We start from the raw sequence: 6,119 nt of genomic DNA, 5'->3' as shown, positions 1-6,119 counted from the left end.
CCCGGACCGGGGTTGGGCGCCGCGCCACCGGCGGGGATGCCCGTGGCGCCGCCCGGACCGTGGCTCGCGCCGGCACCGGGACCAGGGCCACCGCCGGGAGTCGGGACCGAACCGCCCGCGCCGAGGTGGGAACCACCGCCGCCCGCACCGGGATGTGCGCCCAAGCCACCGTTGCCCGGGTACTGGCCCCCACCCCCCGTACCGACACCCGCGCCACCGTTGCCCACGCTGAGGTTCGCACCCGCGCCACCACCACCCGCAACGCCGCTCGCGCCGTGGTGCGCGCCCAAGCCACCGTTGCCCGCGTTCGCGACGGTCGGACCGCCGGCCGCACCACCCCCAGCGGCCGCATCGCCGGTCCCCGGACGCCCGGACGGGCCGCCGGGCTCGGGCGACGGGTCGGGGAAGCGGTGGTAGGCGTGCGGGACCCGACCGGGGTGCGCGCCTTTCAGGTGGGCCTGCAGCGCGCCCAGCAGGCCGGCCGCCTCGACGCCCCGGACCAGGCAGACCAGCGGGATGCCGCGGTCGCCGCTCGCCCGGGCGCCCGCACGGCCGCCGGGCAGCTCGCCGAACCGCGGCCGCTCGGTGAGGTCCTGCAACAGCTTCACCAGCTCGTCCACGACCTCGACGGACTGCACCCGTTCCCCCGCACCGTGTTCGACCACCGGACTCCTCGCGCGGACGTCGACCTCGTCGCACCCCTGTCCGGCGTGACGCAGGAGCCCTCGACTGTAACGGTCGGGACCGACGAATCCCGGCACTTCCGAACCGATTCCCGCACGTCACCGCACTAATGCGGCCTCACGGGGACGATCATGAGACCCCCGGCGTCACCCGTCCGGGCACGGTCTCCGACATCGGCACGGCCTGGCCGTCACCCATCCGGGTGACGAGAGACCGGTCCACGAGCAGTGCCGTTACCGCTCTGACACCTCCGTGACCGGCTGAGCAACAGACAGTAGCGGCAACCACCTACAAACGTGACGCGGGTCACCCATTGGGGACGATGCCTTGCCTCTTCAAAACACGAACGGTTACGTTCCTGCCCGCAGATCACGGTTCCGTCACCGAACGGACACGGCCCGACTCCCCGACGGGCACGACCACCTGGATCCCCCGCCAGGCCCGGTGACGGAGCTCCCCGACGCAGGAGGCTGCACCCTTGGCTCGGCACGTCAAAGATAAGAAGAAACGTGGGCAGACCACGTTCGAGGTACCCCCACCGCCGCCCGGATACCAGGGCGCGCACCGGGCCGAGACCGAGCGGGTGCTCCCCCGGCGGATCGCCGGAGTGGCGGTGGCGGTCGGCATCGTGTCCGGTGCCGGCGCCGCCGCCCACGCCGTCAGCGGCCCGTTCAGCCCGATGGCGGGCGGCGCGGACCTCGGCGGCGTGCCGGACGAGAAGGTCCGGACCGGCAAGGTCGACACCGTGCACGCGATCGACCTCGGCTCGGAGACCGCGCGGATCATCCGCCAAGAGCAGCTGACCGCGCTCCAGACGTTCAACCAGGCCAGCGGTGTGGCGGCGGACGGCTACGCGGCCCGCGTCGCGGCCGAGCAGAAGGCCGCCCAGGAGGCCCGCGAGGCCGCCGAGGCGCGCAAGCCGCCGAAGCAGCGCCAGGTCGAGGGCTGGATCCGTGAGGCGATCGCCATCCTGGCCGCCAACGGCACCCCGATCACCGAGGACAGCCTCGACGAGATCTACACGATCATCGTCAAGGAGTCGAACGGCAACCCGAACGCCGTCAACACCTGGGACTCCAACGCCGCCCGCGGCACACCCTCCAAGGGCCTGATGCAGTGCATCGACCCCACGTTCCAGGCGTACAAGCTCGCGGGCCACAACGACATCTACAACCCGGTGGACAACATCATCGCCGGCGTCCGCTACACCTACGCGCGCTACGGCGGCTTCCACAACCACCCCGGCCTGGTCTCCATGAACGCCGGCGTCGGCTACGTCGGCTACTGAGCCCGGGGCGCGGGACGGCGGACCGCCGAACGGGGACCTCCCGGAAGAGACCCCCTGCCGGTCGGCCGCGGATCGGCCCACGCGGACGTCGGCCACCCGGATCGCCCACGGCGTGGCGCCGCTGGAGCCTGCCGGAACCGGCCCCGGTCGTCGCTGTAGACGTGACCGTGCCCTGATCAGTCCACAGTAGACGGTGGCGGTAATTCGCACGGCGTGCTGGAGAACTGGGTGCCCGCCGAGGAGCTGGACGAGTTCAACGCGAACATCGTCGGCGAGATCGTCCGCGAGGCCGAGTACCGCGGTCCGGTCGCGGACGCGGAGTTCGAGCGGGCGGAGGCCGAGCTGGGCCGTCCGCTGCCCGCCGCGTGGCGCCGGTACCTCCAGGGCGAGTCGTGGTTCCGCAGCGGTCGGCTGGGCGGCACGGTCGTCACCCTCCACCCGCCGCGGGAGACGGTGCGGGCCGGCGGTGCGCACCTCGCGATCATCGGCGACGACGGCTCAGCGCGCCGCCTCGCGTTCGACCTGAGCCACGACCCCGCGCCCGTGGTGCTGGTGGCCCCCACGAGCACCGATCGGCCCGACATCGTGCCGCTGGCGCCGGACGCCGAGGCGTTCGTGGCGCGCGTGGAGTCCGGCGAACTCTTCTGACGATGGTGCATTCGGGCGGCTGAACACCCTGCCAAAGGGAGCTGACCGCACGCGACGGGGATGGCTAGCGTCGAAGCCGTGGGGGGCTTCGCCACTTCCGGTCCACCGCCACCGCGGGTCTGCGGTGCCCCCTGGAGTGCGCGATCCGCGCGCACCCGATTCGGGAGGTACGTGTGTTCAGACCACGAAAGCGCGGTAAAGCCCTGGGAGCCGTCGTCCTGGCGGTAGGGCTGGTCGCTCCCGGGGTTCTCGCCTCGGGGACGGCCGGCGCGGAGATCGTCGAGGGCACGGCCGGTGCGAGGGTCGCCGCGGCCGGCGTGGGAGCGGCCGGCGCGGAACCCGCGGTGGTCGGCGGGGCCGGGCAGGAGGCGGGCGATCCGCGGCCGCGCACCGTCACGCTCGTCACCGGCGACCGGGTCGTGGTCACCGGCACGGCGGTCGGGTCGTTCCAGCCCGGTCCCGGCCGCGAGAAGGTCGTCTTCCACTCGACCCACCGGGACGGTCGGCTGAGCGTGGTCCCCGAGGACGCGGCCAAGGGCGTCGCCTCGGGCAGGCTCGACCCGCGCCTCTTCGACGTGACGGGCCTGATCGAGGCCGGCTACGACGACGCGCGCACCGACCACGTGCCGCTGATCGTCACCGGCACGCCCACCGGCCTGCGCTCCGCCCGCGCGCTGCCCGGCGCCCTGGCCACGCGAGCGCCGAAGGCCGACGCCGGGGCGACGTTCCGCGACCTGCTCGCGGACCCCGGCGTCACCAAGGTGTGGCTGGACGGCGTGCTGCGCCCCACCCTCGACCGCTCCACCGCCCAGATCGGCGCGCCCGCGGCGTGGCAGGCCGGGCACACCGGCAAGGGGGTGAAGGTCGCCGTGCTGGACGGCGGCGTCGACGGCGCGCACCCCGATTTGAAGGGCAAGGAGGTCGCCGAGCGCAACTTCACCGACGACCCGGACGCCACCGACACCACCGGTCACGGCACGCACGTCGCCGCCACCATCGCGAGCGGCGACCGGACGTACCGGGGCGTCGCGCCCGACGCCCGCATCCTCGACGGCAAGGTGTGCGGGAGCGGCGGCTGCCCCGAGTCCTCGATCCTGGCCGGCGTGCAGTGGGCCGTGGACGAGGGCGCGGACGTCGTCAACCTCAGCCTCGGCGGTTACGACTCCCCCGGCGTCGACCCGCTGGAGGACGCGATCAACCAGCTGACGGCCAAGACCGGCACGCTGTTCGTCGTCGCCGCGGGCAACGGCGGGCGGTCCCGGTCGATCGACTCCCCCGGCAGCGCGGACGCCGCGCTCACCGTCGGCGCGATCCGGCACGACGACGACCTGGCCCACTTCTCCAGCCGCGGCCCCCGCAACGGCGACGACGCGGTGAAGCCCGACATCACCGCGCCCGGCCTGAACATCGTCGCTGCCAAGGCCGCCGGGAGCACCTCCGGCACGCCGGTCGGCAGGCGGCACGCGGCCATGTCCGGCACCTCGATGGCCACCCCGCACGTCGCGGGCGCGGCCGCGCTGCTCGTGCAGCAGCACCCGGACTGGACCGGCGCGCAGCTCAAGGCCGCGCTCATGGCCTCCGCCAAGCCGAACCCGGCCCTGGGCGTGTTCGACCAGGGCGCCGGCCGGGTGGACCTGACCCGCGCGATCACGGCCACCGTCGGCGCGGAGCCGGTGAGCGTCACGTTCGACGAGCAGCCGTGGCCGCACCACGACGACGCGCCGGTCACCAAGACCGTCACCTACCGCAACAGCGGCCCGGCGCCGATCACGTTCGACCTCACCGCCGACCTGCGCGGCCCGAACGGCGCCGGCGCGCCCGCCGGCCTGCTCACCGTGAGCCCGGCGCGGGTCACCGTCCCGGCCGGCGGCACGGCCGACGTGGCGGTCACCGCGGACACCAGGGTCGGCGGGCTCGACGGCGTCTTCTCGGGCGTGCTGGTCGGCGGACCCACGCGCGTCCCGGTCAGCCTGGCCCGCGAGGTGGAGAGCTACGACATCGCGATCGAGCACATCGACCCCGACGGCAACCCCGCCCTGGACAACTCGGTCACGCTCGTGGGGATGGACAACGACGTCTACGAGACCTTGTACGGCCCCGACGGCACCGCCACCGCACGCGTGCCCAAGGGCGAGTACATGGCACGGGCCGTCATCCGCACGTGGCCCAGGTCGACGGTGCTGGCCCGGCCGACCCTGACCGTCGACGCCGACCGCACCCGGTACACCCTGGACGCCCGCGTGGCCAAGCCGTTGCAGGTCACCGCGCCCGATCCCGAGGCGATGCCGATGCTGAGCGACATCAACGTCTCGCGGGTCCTCAACGGCAGGCGCGTCGTGCTCAACACGGCGTTCCTCGGCGGTTTCGGCGACATGGCGATCGGCCACGTCGGCCCGACCCTGGGCGAGCGGGAGCTGACCGTCTCGGTCGGCGCCCAGTTCCAGGGCCCGCCGGTCGACGGGACGCCGACCCACTACCGGTTCCGGTGGATGGAGCAGGGCGCCGTGCCCAACGGGTTCACCCGCGCGCCCTCCCGCGAGGAGCTGACCGAGGTGCGGACGACGTTCGCGCCCGGACCGGCCGACCGCCAGTACCGGCACAGCGGCAACGCCAGCCCGCCGGACGGCTCGGGCGGCTGGTCGGTCGGCCTGCCCGTGCCCGCGGGCGGCGCGGTGGTCGACCTGATCACGCCCGACCGGCTCACGTGGAGCTGGGGCTACCAGCGGATGTCGCCCCAGTACCGGACCGAGGCGGACTACTCGTCGTTCAACCGCGCGTACCGGCTGGGCGAGCGCTACGCGGAGCGGTTCGCGCACCCGGTGCTCGGTCCGGGTCTGGCCGGGTACTCGGCCACCTACCTCGGCGTCCACGAGGACCGGGTGACGGCGCAGGTGCCGCTGATCAACGACCGCGACGGCAACCTCGGCCGGGGCGCCAACGAGTCGGCGCGCACCTCCGTCCACCGGGACGGGCGGCTGGTCGGCCAGGTCCGCGACCAGTGGGGCGAGTTCACCGTGCCGGAGGGCGAGGGCCGCTACCGGGTGGAGCACGACATCGTCCGCGACCCGGCGGCGCACGAGCTGACCACGCGGGTGACGGGGGCGTGGACGTTCCGCATGGCGACCCTGCCCGACGGCCACGGCCGCCGGCTGCCGCTGTCGGTGGTGCGGTTCGGTCCGGAGCTGGACGCCGGCGGCGGCGCGCCCGCCGGTCGCCTGCTGCGCGTGCCGCTGACCGTGGAGCAGCAAGGCGGCGCGGACAACGGCGAGGTGGGCCAGGTCCGGGTCGACGTGTCGTTCGACGACGGCGCGACGTGGCGGCGGGTGCCGGTCGCGGGCGGCGCGGCCTTCGTGCCGCACCCCGACGCGGCCGGGTACGCGTCGCTGCGCGCGTCCGGTGCGGACAGTGACGGCAACACGTTCGAGCACGCGGTGATCCGCGCGTACAAGATCACGCGCTAGCCGGGTGCGGCCGGCGCGCCGGGTGGTCCGGGGCGCCG

The 6,119-nt window shown here is 74.2% G+C and carries 2 protein-coding genes and 2 pseudogenes; 3 read left to right on the top strand and 1 reads right to left on the bottom strand.

Annotated elements, in window-relative coordinates:
• Positions 1–665 (bottom strand): annotated as a pseudogene (locus tag ACFQ3T_RS33555) (hypothetical protein); the annotation flags it as partial.
• A 956-nt stretch (positions 666–1,621) separates the two neighbouring features.
• Here ACFQ3T_RS33555 and ACFQ3T_RS33550 point away from each other — a divergent pair.
• From ACFQ3T_RS33550 to ACFQ3T_RS33540, 3 genes and pseudogenes are all read left to right on the top strand, one after another.
• Positions 1,622–1,972 (top strand): annotated as a pseudogene (locus tag ACFQ3T_RS33550) (transglycosylase SLT domain-containing protein); the annotation flags it as partial.
• A gap of 213 nt (positions 1,973–2,185) precedes the next feature.
• Positions 2,186–2,620, top strand: a complete 435-nt coding sequence (locus ACFQ3T_RS33545) for a hypothetical protein (RefSeq protein ID WP_380729675.1) — start codon at positions 2,186–2,188, stop codon at positions 2,618–2,620.
• A 173-nt stretch (positions 2,621–2,793) separates the two neighbouring features.
• Positions 2,794–6,081, top strand: a complete 3,288-nt coding sequence (locus tag ACFQ3T_RS33540; protein ID WP_380729673.1) for a S8 family peptidase — start codon at positions 2,794–2,796, stop codon at positions 6,079–6,081.
• Positions 6,082–6,119 lie beyond the last annotated feature (38 nt).

This window comes from Saccharothrix hoggarensis (assembly GCF_042678885.1).
In the GTDB taxonomy this organism is placed as follows: Bacteria; Actinomycetota; Actinomycetes; order Mycobacteriales; family Pseudonocardiaceae; genus Actinosynnema; species Actinosynnema hoggarensis.
Note: the sequence above shows the minus strand (reverse complement) of the source record. Positions and strands in the feature narration are given on the sequence as shown.